The 21,796-nt window shown below is 46.9% G+C and carries 19 protein-coding genes and 1 riboswitch; of the genes, 10 read left to right on the top strand and 9 right to left on the bottom strand.

The window, feature by feature from the left end:
* Positions 1-136: 136 nt before the first annotated feature.
* The 5 genes from recG to gmk all read right to left on the bottom strand — a co-directional run bounded on the left by recG (position 137) and on the right by gmk (position 6,960).
* On the bottom strand, positions 137-2,215 hold the full coding sequence (recG, locus tag IRQ95_RS17270; protein ID WP_194438224.1) for an ATP-dependent DNA helicase RecG: 2,079 nt from the start codon (positions 2,213-2,215) through the stop codon (positions 137-139).
* A gap of 832 nt (positions 2,216-3,047) precedes the next feature.
* On the bottom strand, positions 3,048-3,731 hold the full coding sequence (gene trmH / locus IRQ95_RS17275) for a tRNA (guanosine(18)-2'-O)-methyltransferase TrmH (RefSeq protein WP_194438227.1): 684 nt from the start codon (positions 3,729-3,731) through the stop codon (positions 3,048-3,050).
* Between the two features lie 62 nt (positions 3,732-3,793).
* Positions 3,794-5,914 carry a bifunctional GTP diphosphokinase/guanosine-3',5'-bis pyrophosphate 3'-pyrophosphohydrolase gene (gene spoT, locus IRQ95_RS17280; RefSeq protein ID WP_194438229.1) on the bottom strand — a complete coding sequence of 707 codons (2,121 nt, stop codon included), beginning with the start codon at positions 5,912-5,914 and terminating at the stop codon, positions 3,794-3,796.
* A 36-nt stretch (positions 5,915-5,950) separates the two neighbouring features.
* A complete protein-coding gene (rpoZ, locus tag IRQ95_RS17285) occupies positions 5,951-6,223 on the bottom strand; it encodes a DNA-directed RNA polymerase subunit omega (protein WP_075652078.1) in 273 nt (90 codons plus the stop codon).
* Between the two features lie 113 nt (positions 6,224-6,336).
* Complete coding sequence (gmk, locus tag IRQ95_RS17290; protein ID WP_075652080.1) at positions 6,337-6,960, bottom strand: guanylate kinase; 624 nt, start codon at positions 6,958-6,960, stop codon at positions 6,337-6,339.
* A 346-nt stretch (positions 6,961-7,306) separates the two neighbouring features.
* Positions 7,307-7,406, top strand: a riboswitch (purine riboswitch).
* Positions 7,407-7,469: 63 nt separating this feature from the next.
* Between gmk and IRQ95_RS17295 the strand changes: the two genes are divergently transcribed.
* Positions 7,470-8,840 carry a solute carrier family 23 protein gene (locus tag IRQ95_RS17295; protein WP_194438231.1) on the top strand — a complete coding sequence of 457 codons (1,371 nt, stop codon included), beginning with the start codon at positions 7,470-7,472 and terminating at the stop codon, positions 8,838-8,840.
* Between the two features lie 72 nt (positions 8,841-8,912).
* Here the strand turns inward: IRQ95_RS17295 and IRQ95_RS17300 are convergent, their stop codons facing one another.
* Positions 8,913-9,764: a glycerophosphodiester phosphodiesterase family protein gene (locus tag IRQ95_RS17300; RefSeq protein WP_194438232.1), complete on the bottom strand. Its 852-nt coding sequence runs from the start codon at positions 9,762-9,764 to the stop codon at positions 8,913-8,915.
* 254 nt (positions 9,765-10,018) lie between these two features.
* Here IRQ95_RS17300 and IRQ95_RS17305 point away from each other — a divergent pair, with 254 nt between their 5' ends.
* Complete coding sequence (locus IRQ95_RS17305; RefSeq protein WP_194438234.1) at positions 10,019-10,444, top strand: phosphate-starvation-inducible protein PsiE; 426 nt, start codon at positions 10,019-10,021, stop codon at positions 10,442-10,444.
* Between the two features lie 59 nt (positions 10,445-10,503).
* Here IRQ95_RS17305 and uxuA read toward each other — a convergent pair whose 3' ends face one another.
* From uxuA to IRQ95_RS17320, 3 genes are all read right to left on the bottom strand, one after another.
* Positions 10,504-11,691, bottom strand: coding sequence for a mannonate dehydratase (gene uxuA, locus IRQ95_RS17310; protein ID WP_194438236.1), 1,188 nt, complete (start codon positions 11,689-11,691; stop codon positions 10,504-10,506).
* A gap of 117 nt (positions 11,692-11,808) precedes the next feature.
* Positions 11,809-12,597, bottom strand: a complete 789-nt coding sequence (locus tag IRQ95_RS17315; RefSeq protein ID WP_194438239.1) for an FCD domain-containing protein — start codon at positions 12,595-12,597, stop codon at positions 11,809-11,811.
* Positions 12,598-12,697: 100 nt separating this feature from the next.
* Positions 12,698-13,681: a TRAP transporter substrate-binding protein gene (locus IRQ95_RS17320; RefSeq protein ID WP_194438241.1), complete on the bottom strand. Its 984-nt coding sequence runs from the start codon at positions 13,679-13,681 to the stop codon at positions 12,698-12,700.
* Positions 13,682-13,997: 316 nt separating this feature from the next.
* Here IRQ95_RS17320 and IRQ95_RS17325 point away from each other — a divergent pair, with 316 nt between their 5' ends.
* From IRQ95_RS17325 to IRQ95_RS17360, 8 genes are all read left to right on the top strand, one after another.
* Positions 13,998-14,510, top strand: coding sequence for a TRAP transporter small permease (locus IRQ95_RS17325; RefSeq protein WP_194438244.1), 513 nt, complete (start codon positions 13,998-14,000; stop codon positions 14,508-14,510).
* Positions 14,511-14,529: 19 nt separating this feature from the next.
* Positions 14,530-15,831, top strand: coding sequence for a TRAP transporter large permease (locus tag IRQ95_RS17330; protein ID WP_194438246.1), 1,302 nt, complete (start codon positions 14,530-14,532; stop codon positions 15,829-15,831).
* A gap of 71 nt (positions 15,832-15,902) precedes the next feature.
* Positions 15,903-17,369, top strand: coding sequence for a fructuronate reductase (locus tag IRQ95_RS17335; protein ID WP_194438248.1), 1,467 nt, complete (start codon positions 15,903-15,905; stop codon positions 17,367-17,369).
* Positions 17,370-17,452: 83 nt separating this feature from the next.
* Positions 17,453-18,874: a glucuronate isomerase gene (gene uxaC / locus IRQ95_RS17340; protein ID WP_194438250.1), complete on the top strand. Its 1,422-nt coding sequence runs from the start codon at positions 17,453-17,455 to the stop codon at positions 18,872-18,874.
* A complete protein-coding gene (locus IRQ95_RS17345; protein WP_194438252.1) occupies positions 18,874-19,809 on the top strand; it encodes a sugar kinase in 936 nt (311 codons plus the stop codon). Before uxaC ends, IRQ95_RS17345 begins: the two co-directional genes overlap by 1 nt.
* 33 nt (positions 19,810-19,842) lie before the next feature.
* Complete coding sequence (locus IRQ95_RS17350; RefSeq protein WP_194438254.1) at positions 19,843-20,469, top strand: bifunctional 4-hydroxy-2-oxoglutarate aldolase/2-dehydro-3-deoxy-phosphogluconate aldolase; 627 nt, start codon at positions 19,843-19,845, stop codon at positions 20,467-20,469.
* An 84-nt stretch (positions 20,470-20,553) separates the two neighbouring features.
* Positions 20,554-21,219 carry a hypothetical protein gene (locus IRQ95_RS17355; protein ID WP_194438256.1) on the top strand — a complete coding sequence of 222 codons (666 nt, stop codon included), beginning with the start codon at positions 20,554-20,556 and terminating at the stop codon, positions 21,217-21,219.
* The gene (locus IRQ95_RS17360) at positions 21,219-21,734 is read left to right on the top strand and encodes a YgjV family protein (RefSeq protein ID WP_194438297.1); all 516 of its coding nucleotides are present in this window, start codon (positions 21,219-21,221) and stop codon (positions 21,732-21,734) included. The genes IRQ95_RS17355 and IRQ95_RS17360 overlap by 1 nt, the downstream gene beginning before the upstream one ends.
* Positions 21,735-21,796: the final 62 nt, after the last annotated feature.

The raw sequence follows: 21,796 nt of genomic DNA on the forward strand, positions 1-21,796 counted from the left end.
GCTACGGATTTGGGAACGCTATGCTTACGGAACACTTCGTTCCGGGAACGTGCCGTAAACGGCACTTACGGATGTCTCCCGAAGAGAGGCGTAAGCCGAACGTCCCACATCCGTGAGCAACGCGTTCCCGCATCCGCTAGGCTTTAGAATAAATATCACGCTCACCCAGCCAGCGATCGATGATCGCTAAAGCATTTTGAGGGTAATTGTCGTGAATATGACGCGCTATGCGCTGAACTTCTGGAACTAGGCGTTTATCTCGAACTAAATCAGCGATCTTAAAGTTAGCCATGCCGGTTTGCTTAGTGCCAAGCAGTTCACCTGGGCCGCGGATTTCTAAGTCTTTCTGTGCAATCACGAAACCATCGTTACTTTCACGCAGTACACCAAGGCGCTTTTGAGCCGTCTTGGATAGTGGGGCGTGGTAGAGCAGCACACAGTGACTGGCGACAGAGCCTCGACCAACACGGCCACGCAACTGGTGTAATTGAGCGAGACCAAGACGCTCGGGGTTTTCGATGATCATTAAGCTCGAATTTGGCACATCCACGCCCACTTCAATCACTGTGGTTGCCACCAGTAAGTGCAGCTTGTTGTCTTTGAAGTCTTGCATGACCGCTTGTTTTTCTGCAGGCTTCATACGACCGTGGACTAAGCCAATTTTTACATCCGACAAAATGCGTTGCAGCTCTTCTGCGGTATCAGCTGCCGCTTGTGCTTCTAAGACTTCCGACTCATCAATCAAAGTACACACCCAATACGCTTGCTTGCCTTCGTTTAGACAGGCATGACGCACGCGCTCAATAATGTCATTACGCTTGGTATCAGGGATCGCGACAGTTTGTATTGGCGTTCGACCCGGTGGCAGCTCATCAATCACCGACGTTTCCAAGTCGGCGTACGCTGTCATCGCCAGAGTGCGGGGGATCGGCGTAGCGGTCATGATCAATTGATGCGGGAAACTGCCTTGCTTCTCACCTTTGGCGCGCAGCTCTAGGCGCTGGTGGACACCGAAACGGTGCTGCTCATCGATGATGACTAAGGCTAAGTTGTGAAACTCAACATGCTCTTGGAAGAGGGCATGTGTGCCGACTACCATTTGTGCTTCACCGCTGGCAATACGTGCCAACTCAGCTTCTTTCGCTTTGCCTTTGAGCTTACCAGCCAGCCAACCGACTTGAATGCCCATGCTTTCAAACCAATTGGCAAAGTTGAGTGCGTGCTGCTCGGCAAGCAGTTCGGTCGGTGCCATAAGCGCCACTTGATAACCGTGCTCAATTGCACGAACTGCGGCAAGGGCAGCCACTAAGGTTTTGCCTGAGCCTACGTCACCTTGCACCAAACGCATCATAGGGTGAGGTTTGGCAAGATCTTGTTCAATCTCACCGACTACGCGTGCTTGGGCATTGGTTGGCGAGAACGGCAATTGGCTTAGCAATTGTTGTTTGAGCTTTTCCACCGCAGGTAAAGGTATCGCTACATCTTGTTGACCTTTACTACGGACTGCGAGCATAGAGAGGTTCTGCGCCAGCAACTCTTCTATGATCAAACGCACTTGTGCTGGGTGCTTGCCTTCATCAAATTGCGCCAAATCGATATCCGGAGGCGGTCGATGAATGGTGTGCAGCGCTTGCGCGAGGGTGATCTGATGTGGGTACAAGCCACTAGGCAATAGCTCTTGTACAGCAGCTTTATCGAGTAGCGCTAATGCTTGGTCAGTTAAATTGCGCAGGGTAATTTGGCGCAGCCCATCGGTGGTTGGATAGACAGGCGTTAAGCTTGGTTCTGTTTCGGCAACTTGGTTTGGCGCATAGAACTTGTAATCGGGATGAACGATTTCCAAGCCATAGTTGCCACGCTTTATCTCACCATAAGCATGCACGGTTTTGCCTTCACTGAAGTTGTTTTTCATTCCCGCAGTGAAGTTGAAAAAGCGTAAGGTGAGCGTGCCGTTACCGTCGCTGATCTTTACCGTCAGCATTTTACGCTTACCAAATAAGGTATCCACGCTCATGACTTTGCCTTGCACCGCCGCCCATAGACCAGCATGCAATTTGACGATAGGGTAGACACGGGTACGGTCTTCATAACGCAGCGGCAAATGGAACAACAGATCCTGCACACTACACAAACCAACCTTCTCTAATTTTTCCGCTACTTTAGCGCCGACGCCACTTAAAGACGTCAGAGGGATAGCAGACAGAAGTTGCGACATAACACCAAGCTCATTAACTAAGATGCAGATAGTTAACCATTTGGCTGTGTTTTTGTACAGGAAAAGTGAGCGTAAAGCGTGGAACGCTTTATGGGAACACTTCGTTTACGGAATACGGATTACGGAACGTTCGGCTTGCGCCTCACTGCGGGAGGAGATCGCTTTTCTGTAGCAACGCGTTCCCGCATCAGGAAGTGCAGTTCGCTACACGTTCCTGAAACGCTTCGCTCACGGATTACGGAACGTTCGGCTTGCGCCTCACTGCGGGAGGAGATCGCTTTTCTGTAGCAACGCATTCCCGCATCAGGAAGTGCAGTTCGCTGCACGTTCCCGAAACACTTCGCTCACGGATTACGGAACGTTCGGCTTACGCCTCACTGCTGTAGGAGGTCGCTTTTCTTTAGCAACGCGTTCCCGCATCTGGAAGTGCAGTTCGCTGCATGTTCCCGAAACGCTTCGCTCACGGATTACGGCACGTTCGGCTTGCGCCTCACTGCTGTAGGAGGTCGCTTTTCTGCAGCAACGCGTTCCCGCATCTGGAAGTGCAGTTCGCTGCAAGTTCCCGAAACACTTCGCTCACGGATTGGGGAACGTTCGGCTTGCGCCTCACTGCGGGAGGTGGTTGCTTTTCCGTTGCAACGCGGTCCCATATCCGTAAGTGGAGTTCGCTGCACGCTCCCGAAACGCTTCGCTCACGGAATCGGAACGTTCGGCTTGCGCCTCACTGCGGGAGGAGATCGCTTTTCCGTAGCAACGCGTTCCCGCATCCGTAAGTGCAGTTCGCTGCATGTTCCCGAAACGCAGTGTTCCGTAACGCGCTGCGTTCCTCGCTCTATTTGGCTTGCATCTCCGCCCACCAAGCTTCGTCTGCGACGATCTGACCTTCGTCATCCAGTGGCGGGTATGGGAGTTTTTTGCGTTTGGCGACTTTCGCCAGCACAGGGTGACCGCGTTCAAATAGAGTGCGGTGAATCACTTCTTCTGGCAGAGCGCTTTGCTCGTTGTCGTACATGCCCGCTTCTTGACGCTGACGCTGTGCTTCGTAAAGAATAATCGCGCTGGCGACTGAAACGTTAAGTGACTGCACCATGCCCATCATTGGAATGATAATGTCTTGATCGGCCAGTTTTTTTGCTTGCTCTGATGCGCCGACTTTCTCACTGCCAAGAATAATTGCGGTCGGTTTGGTGTAATCGATTTGACGAAAATCGACAGCGGTATCAGAGAGGTTAGTCACTAAGACCTGCATTCCTTGCGCTTTGAATTCGGCGACTGCCTCTTCAATGGTGCGATGGTTGTCTACTTCTACCCAGTTACGTGCGCCAGCTGACGTGTGAGTCAGGGTACGCATTCTGTCTGGCCAGATGGCGTGGACTTTATGTAATCCGGTTGCGTCTGCGGTGCGGACTACCGCAGAAACGTTGTTAGGTTTATGCACTTCTTCCATACAGACGGTGAGGTCGGTTTGGCGAGCTTTAAGGACTTGTTGGATACGTTGGTAGCGTTCTAGGTTCATAACAGTGATCGTAAAAATAAGGCCCTTGAAAGCAAAGCTTCAAGGGCCTGAAGTGACGTTAATTAGTGCTTACGGCGACGAACGCGCAGTGTCTGTGGCATGGCCTTAATGCGACGCATAATGCCAGCCAGATGCACACGATCTTTGGTGGTCAGCAATACCGTGACGGTATAGAGGCGGCCATCGCGCTCTTTGGTTGATAAACCATGAATGTTCGAGCCCGTTTTTGAGATAACATTAGTTAACTCGGCCAATGCACCTTGACGGTTTTGCACCTCAACACGCAGTTCAGCGGTAAACTCTTGGTCGTAGTCTTCTGACCAAGCCACAGCCATGTACTTATCAGGTTCACGTTGGTAACCACGTACGTTTGGACACGTCTCGCGGTGTACCACTAAGCCTCGGCCAGGTGAGACGTGTGCAATGATGTGGTCATCCGGAATAGGGTGACAACAGTTAGCAAACGTCAACAAAATACCTTCAGCACCGCGGATCGGCAGTTTCTTCGTACTATCGCTAGGGATTGAGCTGGTGGTGGTCAGTTCATCGGTATCACCCAACAGGCGACGCGCGATGACGATACTCATTAGCTCTCCGAGCCCGATCGCTGCCAAAAGATCATCGACGCTTTCTAAGCGCAGATCAGTCAGTACTTCCTGAATGTTTTCAGGGTAGATAGAGTCGATATTGTGACGACCTAAAGCGTGGTTCAGCAGGCGACGACCTAAGATGATCGACTCTTCACGACGCATGGTTTTCAGCACTTGACGAATCTTAGTGCGAGCACGTGAAGTCACTACGTAGTTGAGCCATGCTGCATTTGGTCGTGCACCCGGCGCGCTGATGATTTCAACCGTTTGGCCGTTCTTCAGTGCTTTGCTGAGTGGGTAAGGGTTGCGATCAACTCGTGCACCAACACAGGCATTACCGACATCTGTGTGTACTGCATAAGCAAAATCCACTGCGGTTGCGCCCAGTGGCAATTCAACGATACGACCTTTTGGCGTAAAGACGTAAATCTCATCTGGGAAGAGGTCTGATTTTACGTTTTCGATAAATTCAAATGAGTTACCCGCACTTTGTTGCAGCTCAAGTAGGCTCTGCATCCAACGCTGTGCTTTAACTTGCGCCGTGGTACCTGTGCGCTCACCATTGCCTTTGTAAGACCAGTGCGCCGCGACACCTTTATCCGCCATTTGATCCATATCTTCAGTACGGATCTGCACTTCTACTGGTACGCCGTGAGGGCCGACCATTGAAGTATGGATAGATTGGTAGCCGTTCGCTTTCGGTACCGCGATGTAATCTTTTACGCGACCAGGACGTGGTTTGTACAAGCTATGTACCTGACCCAGCACGCGATAACAGGTGTCGGCACTGTCCACAATCACACGGAATGCATAGATATCCATGATGGTGTGGAAACGCTGCTCTTTGGTTTTCATCTTGTTATAGATGGAGAACAGGTTTTTCTCACGACCTACGACGCGTGCTTTAAGCCCCACATCTTCTAGGCGACCTTCGATTTCGCCGTGGATGCGTTGAATCATCTCTTTACGGTTACCACGTGCCGCTTTGACCACTTCTTTTAGAACGCGGTAGCGGTTTGGATAGAGGGCTTCAAAGCCAAGCTCTTCCAATTCAGTTTTGATGTTGTGGATACCAAGGCGGTGTGCCAAAGGAGAGTAGATCTCAAGAGTTTCGCGGGCAATACGACGCTTTTTATCTGGGCGCAGAGCACCGAGCGTACGCATATTGTGTGTGCGGTCAGCCAGTTTGATCAGAATAACGCGGATGTCTTGCACCATGGCAAGCACCATTTTGCGGAAGTTTTCTGCTTGGGCTTCTTTGCGATCACGAAATTTAAGCTTATCCAGCTTAGAGACACCGTCCACCAGTTCAGCAACTGAAGTGCCAAATTGTTCTTCAAGATCTTCTTTGGTGACATCGCAATCTTCGATTACGTCGTGCAGGAGAGCAGCTTGAAGGGTTTCAAGGTCAAGGCGCATTTCGGCCAAGATGCGAGAAACAGCAACAGGGTGGATGATATAAGGTTCCCCGCTTGAACGGGTTTGCCCTTCATGGGCATTTTTCGCTACCACATAAGATTGACGCAGAGCCTCAATTTGAGGCTCTGTTAGGTATTCTTGGGCAACGTCTTTGAGGCTATCGAATAGATACAAACTTTAGGCCCGGAAGATAGTTGTAGAGAAAGTCTATTAGCGACCGTGAGCGATGCTGCTAACTGCTGCCAGTTCAGCTGCTTCTTGCTCTTGCTGCTCTTGACGCTCACGAGCATCAAGGATTTCTTTAGTGATTAGACCTTCTTCGATTTCGCGTAGAGCGATAACCGTTGGTTTATCGTTCTCTTCTGGCACTAGTGAATCTTTACCGCCAGTTTGCATTTGACGAGCGCGGCGTGCCGCAATCAGTACTAGGTCGAAACGGTTGCCAACTTTTTCAACAGCGTCTTGAACAGTTACGCGTGCCATGAGGACTCCAAATAGTTAACTAAAATTTTGAATGACGAGAAATTATACAGCCTAAAGCCAGTATATTCTAGCCAAAGCGTTTTCTCGTCGGTGATATGGCTTTTGGGAGACCCTTACTCAGCCAGTAGCGCTTCAAGCATGCCTTTATATTTAGCAGCTTGTTTATCTTGCTTCAATCTTTCTGCACGAATGATTGATTTGAAATCAACCAGTGCATTATCAAAGTCATCGTTCACAATAACGTAGTCATACTCGTCATAGTGAGAAATCTCTGATTTCGCTTCTGCCATGCGTTTTGCAATCACAGCTTCGCTATCTTGACCACGAGCATTAAGACGACGCTCTAGCTCACCGTTTGATGGTGGCAGAATGAAAATGCTTTTTGCTAGTGGCATTTGTTCGCGGATCTGACGAGCACCTTGCCAGTCGATATCAAGAAATACGTCGATACCTTTATCAAGGTTGTCTTCAATCCATACACGAGAAGTGCCGTAGTAGTTACCGAATACTTCTGCGTATTCTAGGAACTGGCCTTTTTCGATAAGTTCTTCAAACAGCTCTTTTTGCACAAAGTGGTAGTGCACACCATCTTGCTCACCCGGGCGCATACCGCGCGTTGTGTGAGACACAGATACTTTCATCGCGTATGTTGGATTGGTTTCCAGCATCGCATTGATCAAGCTAGATTTACCAGCGCCGCTCGGTGCCGAGACGATATATAGAGTACCTTTGCCCATATGTAACGTTCCACATTTGGTTGGATGGTGTCGAGAAGAGTCGACAGTTTAAAGATAGCACTGACCAAGAAGTATCACTTGAGTGGTGAAAAATAGGTCAGAAAAATGGAGGCGAAGAGTAGCACGATCTTAAGGATCTCCACAAGGAAAACAAGCAATCCATAGCGTTAAAGTCGATCTTGATGATTTTCTTGTTTTGGGATTCTTTGTCGAGGATTTAAGCAATACACTATATGCGTCATGTTGGTTAATAAAGTGGTATTTACTGGCACTCTTAAAGCAAACGTTTGCTTATTTTGTCGGTTTTGGGCAAAAACAGTTGAATATTCACTCTAGATCAATACAATTCGCGCAAACGTTTACGTGCTGTATATATCTAGTGAATTGGACTGGATGTTTCTACCACCGAGCCTATCTTGGTGACTACAGTAAGTCTTGGCTACTTGCCAAGATTTTCTCTATCAGCATGTGTATCCCTCTACTTATTTTACAGTTGCAAAGGTTACATAGTGAGTCTCGAATCTACCCTTAAAGAGCAAAAATCTGGCAGTGTTCTTGAGTCGATCTTTAAGATCTCAGAGCGCAAAACCACCATCAGTACCGAGTTATATGCGGGTTTTATTACTTTCCTTGCAATGACTTATATCTTGGCCGTGAACCCAGCTATTTTGGGTGGCATTCCGGGTATGGATAAAGGTGCGGTATTTACTGCAACGGCATTGTCAGCAGCGATTGCAACGCTGATCATGGGCATTTGGGGGAACTACCCAGTAATGCTTGCACCAGGCATGAGTATGAATGGCTTTTTTAAAGGCATGCTACTCAGTGGCTCAGTGGCTTTGGTGTGGAACGAAGCGCTGTTTGGTATCTTTCTATCTGGTATTGTTTATTTGATTCTATCAATGACCAATATTCGCAAGACTTTAATTGAGTCAATTCCAGAAGATCTTAAGCTAGCGATCACCGTTTCTCTGGGTATGTTTATCGCGTTTTTGGGTCTTAAGAATGCCGGGATTATCGTTTCAAACCCAATCATTTTGGTGAGCATGGGCGATATCTCCAACCCGCAAGTGCTGATTGCTTACATCAGTATCTTTATCGCTCTCGGTTGTATGATTCGCGACATCAAGTTAGCAACGTTTATTTCGTTTGTGTCAGCGATTCTGCTAACCGTGATTGCTGACGTTGTTATGGGCACCAACAATGCGCCTATTCCTGATCAGGTATTTTCAATGCCACCAAGTATTGATAGCACCTTTGGCGCAGTCTTTGATATTTCCGGTTTAACGGCAGACAAATGGTTCGATTTGCTGTTTATCGTGGTGATTTTTCTGATTGTCGACTTCTTTGATGGCTTAAGCACCATCGTAGGGGTGGGGCGCGATGCGGGGATTATCGATGATGACGGTAAAGTGCCAAATGCGCGATCAGCACTAGTTGCGGATGCTGGTGGTACGGTTATCGGTTCAATTCTTGGTACCACATCAATCACTGCGTTCTCTGAGTCAGGTATTGCTTCTTCACAAGGTGCCAAAACTGGTCTAGCTGCGGTGATGGTGGCAGGTCTGTTTGCGCTATCCCTGTTTATGTACCCAATTTTCTCAATTTTCTCAGCCGCGATGGTGGCGCCAGCGATGGTGGTTGTGGGCATCTACATGATTGGTCGTTTGGGGCAAATCAGTTGGGATCAGAAAGAGTCTCGCATAGCGACTTTCTTTACCATTATGTTCACCGTACTGAGCTTCTCGCCAGCTAACGGTATGGCAATGGGCTTTATCAGCTACAGCTTCTCAATGCTAGTTGCGGGTCGTGGTAAAGAAGTTCACCCAGTGATTTACGTATTGTCACTGGTATTTTTGACTTACCTCGTGCTGCTTTAAGTTTTGAAGGTGGCTGGTCCGTTGGGTTAGCCACCGATTTTGAATGCGTGATTGATACTGATAGGAAGTTGGTTAATGACAAGTGCCATCTTCAATGAAATCAACGTAAATCAGACTGTTAGATATGCCTAGCGGGCCTCTAATCTTATCTATATCTAAATCCTCATATGAGTAAATCAACGAGTAAACGCCATGGCTAGCAAGTTTCTGTGCGTTTCCCATACTTTGACTGTCTGACTCTAAATGGTCGCCTCGGTAGGTGACTGCTTTGATATTGTTACTGATAATGAAATCGATATCTTCACTTTTATCTATGTCGATATTGAATGCGACATTATTGAAACCATACCTTATAGCTTGGTTATATCCATAAATATCAAAAGCTTCCACTATTACTCTGTCTTTGTAGCTGACATTTTCTGAGAGTAGTTGGATATCTCGAATTTTGTCGGTAACTAAAGCTAAGTAATTGTTATTATTAAAGATCTCATTGATGTCGCTGATGTCTATAGTCGTAAACTGCGATAGATATTTTTGCTTTTTGAACTGCTCGTGATCTGGTCGTTCATTGATTTCAGTATTGTTGATGAACGACTCCCAATCATGGGCTGCAACGATGATGTTATCGGAAGAGGTTCGTAAATCTAGCTCAATTAACTTATACCCTTTGGATATCGAATTTAAAACGGCTTCTTTCGAGTTTGTATACTTGGCGCCATTAATCTCGCCACCAGCATGGGCAATAAAGGAACAGCTTTGTAATAGTTCACTGATGTTCGATTCAGTATTATCGCTCACAAGGTTGATGCCAATTTTATATGCTTCATTGACTATCTTTTCATGAATATAGTCTTTTTTGATTATCGAAGTGATGCATAATGCTATGGCTGCAATTCCAACGATATGTTTTGATGTTATCTTCATTTAGATGGCTAAGTCCTGAAATGAGAGAGGCATTGAAGCCAAAATATTTCCCTAAAATGATTAGGCTTTGGAGTTTATACCCAGTTTACTTAAGCAAATATAGGTAAGTGCTGCCGGGGTGATTTTTTGTAGCTTATTTCTCAAACTTGATCGTACTTGTTTGGTTTTATTTGAACTAGACGTTCATCACTCAATGCATGATTTGATGTTATCATTAACAACAAATTAATAAAAAATAGAGCGGAATTGTCATAATGCCTTCCCATTTACCTCCTTCGTTTAGTCGCCCATTTCTGAAGATTTTCCATATTCTCGAAGCTGTACTACTCGTTGCCATTACCATGGCGACTGTGTGGGCAATGGTGGAAGAGTTTGTGCATATTTATGTGCAGCGACGTGTATTGCTTGAAGATATTCTGCTGATGTTCATCTATCTGGAAGTGCTCGCTATGGTCGGGCAGTTTGTGATGAACGGTAAGATCCCGGTGCGCTACCCAATTTATATTGCGATGATGGCGATAGCTCGCTATATCACACTGGGTATGAAAGAGCTCGATTCGGTGATGATAGTCTGGTTATCACTGGCGGCATTTGTACTAGCGGCCGCGACTTTACTGATTCGCGTTGGTCACCATTACTGGCCATATATCGATGGAAAAACAGCAGAGAAAGACGAATAGTTTTTGTGACAGATGTTTAAAAGCCCCGCGATGCGGGGCTTTTGCATTATTAGATAGGTTTACTTAGTAAAGAATGCGCGTTTTAGCGCAAGCTCTAGGCCGCGAACTTCAGCTAGACCTTTCAAGCGACCAATCGCAGAGTAACCTGGGTTGGTTTTCTTCTTCAGGTCATCCAACATTTGGTGACCGTGGTCAGGACGCATTGGGATCTTACGTAGATCGCCTGTTTCTTCACGGCGTTGTTCTTCTTCAAGAATCGCCATTACTACGCCGTACATATCCACATCACCTTCTAGGTGTGCAGCTTCGTGGAAAGTCATTGGGTTATGCTCTTCACGCTTAGTTGAACGTAGGTGAGTAAAGTAAACGCGATCGCCGTGCTTTTTGATCATGTTCACTAGGTCATTGTCGCCGCGTACGCCGTAAGAACCCGTACACATAGTGATACCGTTATTTTGGCTAGGCACTTGCTCGGTTAACCAATCGATATCTTCGATAGTTGAAACGATACGTGGCAAGCCTAGGATAGGGCGCGGTGGATCGTCTGGGTGAACGGCCATCTTAATGTTTTCTTCGTCACACACAGGCATTAGTTCTGCTAGGAAGTGACGCATGTGTTCACGTAGCTTGTCTTTGTTGATACCTGCGTAACGATCTAGTTGCGCTTGGAATGCTTCTAGTGTGTAGCCTTCTTCTGCGCCTGGTAGGCCAGCAATAATGTTGCTTGTTAGCTGCTTAACTTGCTCTTCAGACATGTTGTTGAAGTATTCAAGTGCTTGAGCTTGTTCTGCTTCAGTGTAGTCAGCGTTTGCACCAGGACGTTTTAAAATGTGAAGTTCAAAAGCGGCAAACGCAATCTGGTCAAAACGTAGCGCTTTCGAGCCATCTGCCATTTCGTATTCAAGATCAGTACGAGTCCAATCTAGAACAGGCATAAAGTTGTAGCAAACAGTGTCGATACCACATTGCGCTAGGTTACGCAGAGTTTGCTTGTAGTTTTCAATCCATTGTTGGTAGTTGCCAGTTTGAGTTTTGATCTCTTCGTGTACAGGCACGCTTTCAACTACTGACCAAGTTAGACCTTTTGCTTCGATGATTGCTTTACGAGCTAAGATTTCTTCTTTAGTCCACACTTCACCATTTGGGATGTGGTGCAGTGCGTTAACGATACCAGTTGCGCCAGCTTGGCGAATATCGTCTAGTGATACTAGGTCATTAGGACCGTACCAACGCCACGTTTGTTCCATGACAAATTACCTTTCAATGGGCAGACTTGACCTGCTCAGCTCAGTGAGTGGCTAAGTTGCGAATTATAAATATAACGACTTATGTAGGTTGCTAGCAAAGCTTCCTGTAGGGGCGAATTATTTTCCGCCGCCTAGTAAGACGACTGGGTTGGAGCTAAATAAGTAGCCATCAAAGTCCGGGTCGTCTATATCGGATAGTTCGAGAAGTCGTTGCTTTACGTTTTCAAGGTGCTGCCACATGGCGTTTTTCGCGGCAATTGGATCTTTACGCTGCATTGCAGCTAAGATTTTTGCATGATCTTCCATCCATTCTTGGCGGTAGTCATGGCCGCTAATGCGCGAGTGAAGCTTTTGCCACATAGGGCTTTGCTCACGACGTTCCCATGATTGTTTGAGCATGTCGACTAACACAGAGTTATGTGTTGCTTCAGCAATGCTCATATGGAATCGTTCGTCTCCCACACATTGTTCGCTTTGTGCTGCTAACTCTTGACGCTCTAATTTGAGCGCCGAGCGCATTTTGGCGATGTCCCCAGGCGTGACTTGGATTGCAGCAAACTCTGCAATGTTACTTTCTAGTAACTGTCTCGCCTGTAACATTTCGAAAGGTCCCGCATCATCACTGATGATGCGTTCGCGATGAGGTGATTGGTCAGGAATATTCGTGACATACACACCAGAGCCTTTTTTTACTTCAACAAGGTTTTCCAACTCAAGCATGATGATTGCTTCACGTACAACCGTACGGCTGACATCAAGTCGTTCAGCAATATCGCGCTCAGGCGGTAGACGGTCACCAACTTTGTAGTGTCCTTCTATTAACTCTTTTCGTAAAACCAAACCCAACTCTTGGTAAGGACGCTTGGGTTCAAAAGGCATCATGATGATGTTATCGCTTATTTCCATTACTACTCACGCCATCATAACCAATCAGAATAATTGGTCAACCTATCTCAATAGTTATGTGGCAATACCTTTACTTCTCTAACAAAAATACTTTAGTTAATTACTTAACTGCTTGAATACGTTCGATCAGTGTTGACAACTCAGGGTTGTTTTTCTTCACGTCGTCGTACATTGGTTGTACCGCTTGAGCAAATGATGCTTTGTCTACATTGACAAACGTTACGCCCATATCTTCTGCTTTCTTACGTTCTTCAGCTTCTGATTCAGCCCACAATTTCTTCATCAATTGCATTGAGTTCAGTGCTGCCGTCTTCACTGCTTGTTGGTGCTCTGCTGATAGACCATCAAAGGCATCTGTCGACATTACTAGTACGTCAGGAACCATAGTGTGCTCATCAAGCGAGAAGTACTTTGATACTTCGCTATGGCGGCTCATGCCGTATGAAGGAATGTTGTTTTCCGCTGCATCTACAACGCCTTGTTGTAGTGCCGTGTATAGCTCACCGTAAGCTAGAGGCGTTGGGCTACCACCTAGAGCTTCAACCATCGCGATCGCTGATGGGCTTGGCTGCACGCGAACTTTCATGCCTTTTAGATCTTCTGGAGAGTTGATTGGCTTGTTGGTGTAGAAGCTACGTGCGCCTGCATCGTAGTAAGTCAGACCAATGAAGCCGCTTTCACGAGATGACGCTAGAATTTCCTCACCGATTTGACCTTCTTGAGTTGCGTAAAAGTGTGCTTGGTCACGGAATAGGTAAGGCATGTTGAATGCAGAGTAAGCAGGTGCAAACGCTTCTAGTTCTGCTGCGTTGGTTTTAACCATGTGCAGCGCACCATTTTGCATTAGTTCCATCGATTCACGCTGAGAACCCAGCTGTGCATCAGGGTAAATACGAATACGTACTTCGCCATCAGTGGTTTTACGCACTTCTTTCGCCATTGCATCCATTGCTTTATGCACGGCGTGGTCACGAGTGTGGTTGTGGCTCAGTTTTAGAGTAGTAGCAGCAAACGCTTGTGCACTTACACCGAATGTTAGCGCCGCACCAATCACAGCTGTTAGGACACTTTTACGTGTTTTCATTATTGTTTCTCCGTGAGATGGAATCCGTAAATTTTTTGTAGGGGGTTACAGGTTTCGGAGCCAATCTTGCGACCAATTCTGACAACCGTCAAAACAAAAAACACAATTGGTTGAGCAATATCACAGATAAAACGCTTAAATTGGTCAACCAATCCAAATGTGAAGATGGTCACAGTCATCAAAGTGATACTGCCTATAATGCCCGCAGAAAAAGAAATGTTATTGGTCGGGTAATATGAGCTTGAGTTTATATTGGTTAACCAGTGGCGAGACGCGGTTCGTTATATGAGATAGCGACGTTGTTAAGGAAACAATAATGAAAAAATTGGTTGAGTACATCAATAAAGGCTTGGCGACATTTACCGTCTCGCTGTCTTCTTTCCTAGTGCTTTGTGTGGTTTGGCAAGTTCTATCACGCTACATCATTGGTAAACCAAGTACCGTTACTGACGAACTTGCACGTTACTTGTTTATGTGGGTGGCACTGATCGGTGCGGCTTACACTACTGGCCTAAAACGCCATCTTGCGATTGACCTTCTGACCATGAAGCTGAAAGGTAAACGCAAAATTATCAACGAAATTATTATTCAGTTTGCGATTGCGGTTTTCGCTTCTGTTGTACTGGTTTATGGCGGCTCAAACCTAGCAATTAAAACTCTAGCAACAGGTCAGTTGACGCCTGCGCTAGGTTGGGAAATGGGTTACATCTATTTCTGTCTACCAATTAGTGGTGCGTTGATGATTTTCTATTCTGTGGTTTATGGCATTGAAAAGATTCAACAATTGATTTCTGGCGACGTGGCAGTTAGCGACGTACAACAAAACTAATTTTTAGAGGAATTCCACAATGGAATGGCAATTAATTCTTACCCTATTTGGTACTTTTGCAGTCTTATTGACGCTGGGTATTCCAGTTTCATTTGCAATCGGTCTTTCGTCGCTTGCAACCATCATGATGAGCCTACCGCTAGAGCCTGCAATCGCTGTAGTAGCGCAGCGTATGGCCGCTGGTCTAGATAACTTTGCTCTACTGGCTATCCCGTTCTTTATTCTAGCGGGTAACATCATGAACCAAGGTGGTATCGCACTACGTCTGATCAACTTTGCTAAAGTGTTAGGCGGTCGTCTACCTGGTTCACTGGCGCACGTAAACGTACTAGCAAACATGATGTTTGGTTCTATCTCTGGCTCTGCAGTAGCATCTGCAGCGGCAGTAGGTGGCACGATGGCACCACTACAAAAGAAAGATGGTTACGATGAAGCGTACAGCGCAGCGGTAAACATCACTTCTTGTCCTACTGGTCTTTTGATCCCGCCAAGTAATACCCTAATCGTTTTCTCTCTTGTATCTGGCGGCACATCAATTGCAGCACTATTCCTAGCAGGTTACCTACCAGGTATCTTGATGGGTCTAAGCTTGATGGTAGTTGCAGGTATTATTGCTAAGCGTCGTGGTTACCCAGTGGCAAAGCGTCCAACACTTGCAGCAGTATGGGATACATTCATCAAAGCAGCACCATCACTACTACTTATTGTAGTAATTATGGGCGGTATCATCGGCGGTATCTTTACGGCAACAGAAGCTTCAGCTATCGCGGTGGTATACACGCTAGTGTTAGCGGTTGGTGTTTACCGTGAAGTAAAAGTAGGCGATCTACCAAAAATCGTTCTTGAGTCAGCGGTAACCACTTCTATCGTGTTGCTACTTGTTGGCGCATCAATGGGTATGTCATGGGCGATGGCGAACGCTGACATCCCTTACATGATTGCTGATGCACTACTAGCGGTTTCTGAGAACCCATTGATCATTCTACTGATCATCAACATCATTCTTCTGATTGTTGGTATCTTCATGGATATGACGCCAGCGGTACTTATCTTTACACCAATCTTCCTACCAATCGTGTTGGACCTAGGTGTTGACCCAGTTCACTTCGGCATCATGATGACGTTCAACCTAGCAATCGGTCTATGTACACCACCAGTAGGTAGTGCGCTATTCGTAGGTTGTTCTGTTGCGAACATCAGTATCGATAAAGTAATTAAACCTTTGTTGCCTTTCTATGCAGCACTGTTCCTAGCACTACTAGCAGTAACGTTCATTCCACAAATCAGTCTACTGCTACCACAACTGTTCCTAGGTTACTAATCTCCCAAATTTCGGATTTGCCTCCCAACAAAATACCTTACCGCTACGGCGGTAAGGTTTAGGAAAAAACAATGAAAACAATCGCAAATACCTCTCTGAATGCTCAAGTTGTTCGACCAAATTACGATCGCTCTGCTCTGAAAAGCCGTATTGTGCACCTAGGTTTTGGTGCGTTCCACCGCGCACACCAAGCGCTATTTACTAACGAAATGTTAGAAAAAACCGGCAGTGATTGGGGCATCTGCGAAGTTAACTTGTTCGGTGGCGAAGAACTGATTGAACAACTTCGCGCGCAAGACCACCTTTACACAGTGGCAGAGAAGGGCGCAGAAGCAACAGAAGTAAAACTGATTGGTTCGGTAACAGAATCATTGCACCCAACGCTAGATGGCAAAGCGGCTGTACTAGCAAAAATGACCGAAGAACAAGTCGCGATTGTTTCTATGACAATCACGGAAAAAGGCTACTGTGCTGACCCTGCAACAGGCCGTTTAGACAAAAACAATGCACTGATTGTGAGCGATCTGGCTAATCCGCAAGATCCGAGTTCAGCGATTGGCTACATTGTGGAAGCACTGCGTCAACGCCGTGACAAAGGCATTGCGCCGTTTACGGTAATGTCTTGCGACAACGTGCAAGAAAACGGTCACGTTGCGCGCGCAGCGGTACTGGATTTCGCTAACTTGGTGGATGCAGAGCTAGCGGCATGGATTGAAGCAAATGTGACTTTCCCATGCACCATGGTTGACCGCATCGTACCGGCGGCAACAGAAGAAACACTGAACGAAATTGCAGAGCTTGTTGGCGTTGCAGACTCTTGTGGCATCGCTTGTGAGCCATTCCGTCAATGGGTTATCGAAGATAACTTCGTTGCAGGTCGCCCTGACTGGAACGTAGCTGGCGCTGAGTTTGTTGCTGACGTAGTACCATTTGAAGAAATGAAACTGCGCATGCTAAACGGCAGCCACTCTTTCCTAGCCTACCTAGGTTTCCTAGGTGGTTACGCGCATATCTCAGATACCATGACTAACGAAGATTACCGTCAAGCGGCATTCGACATGATGATGAAAGCGCAAGCACCAACGCTAAATATGCCTGAAGGCACAGATCTAGAAGCGTACGCGAAGCTACTGATTGAGCGCTTTACTAACCCAAGCCTGAAGCACCAAACATGGCAAATTGCGATGGATGGTAGCCAGAAGATCCCGCAACGTATGGGGGGGTCACTACGTCATCACCTAGCGCAAGGTACAGACTTTAAATGGCTTGCAATGGGTATTGCTGGCTGGATGCGTTATGTTTCTGCACAAACTGAGCAAGGCGAAGCGATTGATGTTCGCGACCCAATGGTTGAGCAGTTCCAAGCGATTTACGCAGAACACGGCTTGAACGTAAGCGTAGTTAAAGCGCTACTCTCAATTGAAGCCATCTTTGGTACTGATTTAATCCAAAATGAAACCTTCGTAACTGCAGTGACGGACGCGTACCAGCGCCTACTGAGCGATGGTGCTCGCGGCGCAGTAGCCTCTCTTATCTAATTTAATATGCCCTCCTAAGTGAGGGCATTTCTATTTCTACCCGATCTTCGGTGTGGGCAATGCCGGCGCCAATGGAGTTACCAATGAAAAACTTTTTGTGTGAAGACTTTTTACTAGCAAATGATACTGCTCGCGAGCTATACCATGACTACGCGAAAGCAATGCCTATCTATGACTACCACTGCCACCTAAACCCTAAGGAAGTGGCGGAAAACCGTCAGTTCGACAACTTGGGTCAAATCTGGTTGGAAGGCGATCACTACAAATGGCGCGGTATGCGCTCAGCAGGAGTGCCAGAGTCACTGATCACAGGTAAAGAAACTTCAGATTACGAGAAGTTCCAGGCATGGGCGAGAACCGTTCCTCAAACACTGGGTAACCCTCTTTACCACTGGACTCACCTAGAACTGCGTCGCCCGTTTGGTGTAACAGGCAAGCTATTTGGCCCTGAAACTGCCGATGAAATTTGGCATGAGTGTAATGAGCTATTGGCAACGCCTGAGTTTTCAGCACGCGGCATCATGAAGCAGATGAATGTGGTGATGGCAGGGACAACGGATGACCCAATTCACACGCTTGAGTACCACAAAGCGATTGCTGAAGATGAAAGCTTTGACGTGGAAGTGGCACCAAGCTGGCGCCCTGACCGTGCATTTAAAATTGAGCTTGAAGGCTTTGCTGAATACATGACGTTGCTTGGTGAAGCGGCGGATGTGGAAATCATCCGTTTTGCTGATCTGCTTACTGCGTTAGAGCGTCGTCTTGAACACTTTAGTGCGCACGGTTGTCGCGCTGCTGACCACGGTATCGAAATTGTGCGTTATGCAGCAGTACCGGCTGAAAGTACGCTAGACAGCATTCTTGCGCGTCGCCTATCAGGTGAAACACTATCTGAGCTAGAAATTGACCAATTCTGCACTGCAGTACAAGTATGGATGGGCAAACAATACGCAAAACGCGGTTGGGTGATGCAGCTACACATTGGCGCACAGCGCAATAACAATACACGCATGTTCCGCCAGTTAGGTGTGGATTGCGGTTTTGACTCAATTGGTGACCGTCCATTCGCGCTGCAGCTTGCTTGCCTAATGGATGCAATGGATGTGACGAATGAATTGCCGAAGACTATTCTGTACTGCCTAAATCCACGTGATAACGAAATGATGGCAACCATGATTGGTAACTTCCAAGGTGGTGGTATCGCAGGCAAAATCCAATTTGGCTCAGGTTGGTGGTTTAATGACCAAAAAGACGGCATGGAACGTCAAATGCAGCAACTCTCTCAATTGGGATTATTGAGTCAATTTGTAGGAATGTTAACAGATTCTCGTAGTTTTCTTTCATATACTCGCCATGAGTATTTCCGTCGTATTCTTTGTAACATGATGGGACAGTGGGCAGAGAACGGTGAAGTGCCACGCGATATGCCAATGCTTGGCAAAATGGTGCAAGATATTTGCTATCACAACGCGAAAACGTACTTCACTCTACCAGGAGAGAAATAATGAAACGTATCGCCTTACTAGGTGAATGCATGATTGAGCTTAATGGCGCCCCTTTTGGTGCCATGGTTCAAGCTTACGGTGGTGATTCATTGAATACCGCTGTGTATCTTTCGCGATGCACCAAAGGTCAGGTCGGCGTGGAATATGTATCAGCGCTAGGTACTGATGCGATCAGCGATGGCATGATTTCGCGTTGGCAAGAAGAAGGCGTTGGCACCGAGTTGGTACTTCGCGACAGTACGCGTCAGCCAGGTCTATATCTAATCCAGCTTGATGAGCAAGGTGAACGTACCTTCCTTTACTGGCGCAACCAATCAGCAGCACGTTGCATGATGCAGCACGCTAATTTTTCCAAGGTGGAAGCCGCGCTTGCGAATGTTGATATGGTTTACCTTAGCGGCATCAGCTTAGCGATTCTGCCGGCAGAAGACCGCATACGCCTAGTTGATATGTTGGTGAAACTGAGCCAACAAGGCGTTGAGATCGCCTTTGATTCTAACTACCGCCCAGCGCTTTGGCAGAACGCAGATGAAGCGCGTGAGTGCTACCGTCAAATCCTCGCGCTGACCGATCTTGCTCTTGTGACGAATGATGATGAGCAGAACCTATGGGGCGATAGCGATGAAGAGCAAACGCTAGTCCGTTTGCAAGCGGCTGGCGTCAAAAAAGCGGTGGTGAAGATGGGCGCACAAGGCAACCATTACAATGATTTTGTCGCAGGTACGCGTCAAACCATCCCAACGACACCGGTTGAAACTGTGGTGGATACTACTTCAGCAGGCGACTCATTTAACGCCGGTTTCCTAGCGGGTTACCTACAAGGTAAAGGTGCAGAGCAATGTTCACGTCAAGGTCACCAGCTAGCGGGTATCGTGATCCAGCACAAAGGTGCGATCATCCCTAAACAAGCCACTGATGCGATTGATTTCGCGTAATAAAATAACATAATTGAAATTAAGGTACGAAAAATGACTACAATTGCACAGCAGCTTGCAGCGATTAAAGTAATCCCAGTTATCGCGATTGATCGCGCAGAAGACATCATTCCTCTAGGTAAAGCACTGGCAGAAAACGGTTTACCAGCGGCTGAAATTACTTTCCGCTCTGACGCTGCGGTTGAAGCGATTCGCCTACTGCGTGAAGCTCAACCTGAAATGTTGATCGGTGCGGGTACCGTACTAAACCGTGAGCAAGCACAAGCGGCAAAAGACGCGGGCGCAACCTTTGTGGTATCACCAGGCTTTAATCCAAATACAGTGATTGCATGTCGCGAAATCGGCATCGATATCGTACCGGGCGTGAACAACCCAAGTGCGGTAGAAGCGGCAATCGAAATGGGTCTAACAACGTTGAAGTTTTTCCCAGCAGAAGCGTCTGGCGGTATCAACATGGTGAAATCTCTGCTTGGTCCTTACACGCAGATCCAATTTATGCCAACTGGCGGTATCAGCCCAAGCAACGTAAAAGATTACTTAGCTATTGACCGCGTTATCGCATGTGGCGGTACTTGGATGGTTGATAAAGCGATGATTAACGAAGGTCGTTGGGACGAAATCGGTCGTCTAGCGCGCGAAGCGGCTGACTTAGTGAAATAAGCGACACGTGCCAAATTTGGTTCGGGAATAAAGTGAGTAGAGTAAGGCTTCCATCAGGAAGCCTTTTTTAAAGGAGCGCTCAGGATGAAAGTTGCGTTTTTACATACTTTAGCGGCTAATCAAACCTTGTTTGATGAATGTATACAAGGCAGTAAATTGGCTGAACTTGCGGATGTGGTGCATTATAGCGCACCGGATTTATTGCAGTATGCGAGTAATGTTGGTTTTGATGAACACTTGGCTAAATTGGTTGCTCAGCAAGTTCAGACTCTTGAGTCGTTAGGGGCAAATTGGGTTATTTGCACTTGTTCGAGTATCGGCCGTTTAGCCGAAAGCTGCGTCACTCAGCATGCAAAGGTGCTGCGTATTGATAGACCGATGGCGCAAGTGGCAAGCAAAGCTAAACAACTTACCGTTCTTGTGGCGCTTCCGACCACCATCGAACCAACCATGAATTTATTGGCAGAGTATCAAGCGAATATTGAAAACCGTGCTAGCGTGCGAGTAATTGATGGCGCTTGGCAGCATTATCTGGATGGTGACTTAACGGCATATCAGCAGACTATTGCCGATTACATCGAGCAATATTGTGCTCAGGATGAAACGATCTTATTAGCTCAAGCATCAATGGCTCCGGCTGTGAACTTACTGGTGAAGCCTTGTCAGGAAAAGGTACTAACCAGTCCAAGATCATGTATTGAATATTTAGTCGAGCAATTAGTGTTACAAGCTGAAAAGAGGGAAAGTTGATGGTGACTCTCCCGGAATGGAATCTCGCCCAAGCAATCGGTATGGTCGCATTTGCGATTGGAGCGACGGCATTTTTGCATAGTGATGGGCGTAGATTTCGCCTGCATTTGATGTTGTTTCAAATCGTACTTTGCAGCCACTTCATCATGATGGGGGCACTAGTGGCAGCGTTTGGTTGTGGTATCAGTGCGATTCGTAGTTACGCTTCGACCAAAACCCAGTCGACTGGGGTGATGCTATTTTTCATTGCAATGCTTTGGATTATGGGGCTTCCGCAGCTCGAGTATAGTTATGAATTATTAACTATCTTTGGCTCATCAGTGGCAACGTGGGCGTTGTTTAAAACTCAAGGGATTCAGATGCGTCTCTTGGTGATGTTTAACTCGTTTTGTTGGGTGACTAATAATTTGTTGCTCGGCTCGATTGGCGGCACGTTGATGGAGTTAACCTTTATCATCGTTAACAGTCTCACTATCGTTAGGATGTATCGCGCAGAGCGGCGCGCGGTAGTTTGATTCAGCACATTAAACAAAAACCGAGCCTACTGCTCGGTTTTGTCTTTCTATAGTTGTATCGC

The sequence above is a fragment of the Vibrio fluminensis genome, assembly GCF_015278125.1.
Taxonomy (GTDB): domain Bacteria; phylum Pseudomonadota; class Gammaproteobacteria; order Enterobacterales; family Vibrionaceae; genus Vibrio; species Vibrio fluminensis.

Excerpts from the sequence above, each read along its gene's own strand:
- recG (WP_194438224.1), bottom strand. The coding sequence starts at position 2,215 with ATGTCGCAACTTCTGTCTGCTATCCCTCTGACGTCTTTAAGTGGCGTC.
- trmH (WP_194438227.1), bottom strand. The coding sequence starts at position 3,731 with ATGAACCTAGAACGCTACCAACGTATCCAACAAGTCCTTAAAGCTCGC.
- rpoZ (WP_075652078.1), bottom strand. The coding sequence starts at position 6,223 with ATGGCACGCGTAACTGTTCAAGACGCTGTTGAAAAAGTTGGCAACCGT.
- gmk (WP_075652080.1), bottom strand. The coding sequence starts at position 6,960 with ATGGGCAAAGGTACTCTATATATCGTCTCGGCACCGAGCGGCGCTGGT.
- IRQ95_RS17300 (WP_194438232.1), bottom strand. The coding sequence starts at position 9,764 with ATGAAGATAACATCAAAACATATCGTTGGAATTGCAGCCATAGCATTA.
- IRQ95_RS17305 (WP_194438234.1), top strand. The coding sequence starts at position 10,019 with ATGCCTTCCCATTTACCTCCTTCGTTTAGTCGCCCATTTCTGAAGATT.
- uxuA (WP_194438236.1), bottom strand. The coding sequence starts at position 11,691 with ATGGAACAAACGTGGCGTTGGTACGGTCCTAATGACCTAGTATCACTA.
- IRQ95_RS17315 (WP_194438239.1), bottom strand. The coding sequence starts at position 12,597 with ATGGAAATAAGCGATAACATCATCATGATGCCTTTTGAACCCAAGCGT.
- IRQ95_RS17320 (WP_194438241.1), bottom strand. The coding sequence starts at position 13,681 with ATGAAAACACGTAAAAGTGTCCTAACAGCTGTGATTGGTGCGGCGCTA.
- IRQ95_RS17325 (WP_194438244.1), top strand. The coding sequence starts at position 13,998 with ATGAAAAAATTGGTTGAGTACATCAATAAAGGCTTGGCGACATTTACC.
- IRQ95_RS17330 (WP_194438246.1), top strand. The coding sequence starts at position 14,530 with ATGGAATGGCAATTAATTCTTACCCTATTTGGTACTTTTGCAGTCTTA.
- IRQ95_RS17335 (WP_194438248.1), top strand. The coding sequence starts at position 15,903 with ATGAAAACAATCGCAAATACCTCTCTGAATGCTCAAGTTGTTCGACCA.
- uxaC (WP_194438250.1), top strand. The coding sequence starts at position 17,453 with ATGAAAAACTTTTTGTGTGAAGACTTTTTACTAGCAAATGATACTGCT.
- IRQ95_RS17345 (WP_194438252.1), top strand. The coding sequence starts at position 18,874 with ATGAAACGTATCGCCTTACTAGGTGAATGCATGATTGAGCTTAATGGC.
- IRQ95_RS17350 (WP_194438254.1), top strand. The coding sequence starts at position 19,843 with ATGACTACAATTGCACAGCAGCTTGCAGCGATTAAAGTAATCCCAGTT.
- IRQ95_RS17355 (WP_194438256.1), top strand. The coding sequence starts at position 20,554 with ATGAAAGTTGCGTTTTTACATACTTTAGCGGCTAATCAAACCTTGTTT.
- IRQ95_RS17360 (WP_194438297.1), top strand. The coding sequence starts at position 21,219 with ATGGTGACTCTCCCGGAATGGAATCTCGCCCAAGCAATCGGTATGGTC.